This is a genomic window from Mesorhizobium sp. M7A.F.Ca.CA.002.05.1.1, assembly GCF_003998335.1.
Taxonomy (GTDB): Bacteria; Pseudomonadota; Alphaproteobacteria; order Rhizobiales; family Rhizobiaceae; genus Mesorhizobium.
The window spans coordinates 1-803 of the sequence record NZ_RZQI01001466.1 but is presented as its reverse complement, the minus strand read 5'-3'; the positions used below and the strand labels follow the sequence as shown (position 1 = coordinate 803).

Annotated in this window: 2 pseudogenes; both read right to left on the bottom strand. The window is 60.1% G+C overall.

Annotated elements, in window-relative coordinates:
- A pseudogene (locus tag EN939_RS36400) lies at nt 1–171 on the bottom strand (rhizopine-binding protein); the annotation flags it as partial.
- Nucleotides 172–473: 302 nt separating this feature from the next.
- Nucleotides 474–803: pseudogene (locus EN939_RS36395) on the bottom strand (LacI family transcriptional regulator); the annotation flags it as partial.

Sequence of the window (803 nt, the reverse complement as noted above, 5' to 3'; positions counted from 1 at the left end):
CTCGACCTGCAGCTCGACGCCGCTCATGCCCTTGGCCTGCTCGATCATGCCGTTGCGCAGCACGGTCAGGAAGTTGTCGTCGAACTTGGCCATCGACACGCCAACCTTGGCGGCCATGGCGGATGAGCTCATCAGCGCCGCGAAGGCGACGCCCAAAATCAATTTCTTCATTGTGTTTCTCCTCCACATATTGGTGCCCGGTTTCACCGATTTATCCGGAATCCCCGATCTCCCCGGGGAATCTCTCCCTGATGTCTTTTCTGTTCCGGGTGACGCCTGCCTCCTGGCTGGAACGTCAAGCCCTCTGTTTGAAACAGATATTCCGGAACGAAAGAACCAAAATACACAGATGATGAAATATTTATTCCATTTCACATCGGGGCGTCAAGGGCGATTCCGCGGCCTGCGGGCCGATTTACGCATCGCTCTGATGGATTCTATCATTTGCCTCGGCGGGCTTGCGCGGCGGCGGGCTAGATGTTTTCCGGCAGGTAGATGTCGAAGGGCAGGAAGGTCTGGCCCGGAGCGTTGGCGGCGCCGGTTTCGATGGCATGCGCCATCAGGTCGACGAGCTCACGGCACAAAGCGGCGAGCGGGGTCGAGATCACCATGGTGAGGATGTTGTCGGCGAGTGCCGCGCGCGATTCGGCGTTGATCTCGTTGCAGACCACCACCGGCATGGTCGCGGGCTTCGCTGCCCGCAGCGCCGAGACCGCGCCTTCCATGCCGCCGCCGGCGACGTAGCAGCCGGCAAGATCCGGATAACGCGCCAGAAGATCGATCATCGCGTCATGGGTCACCTG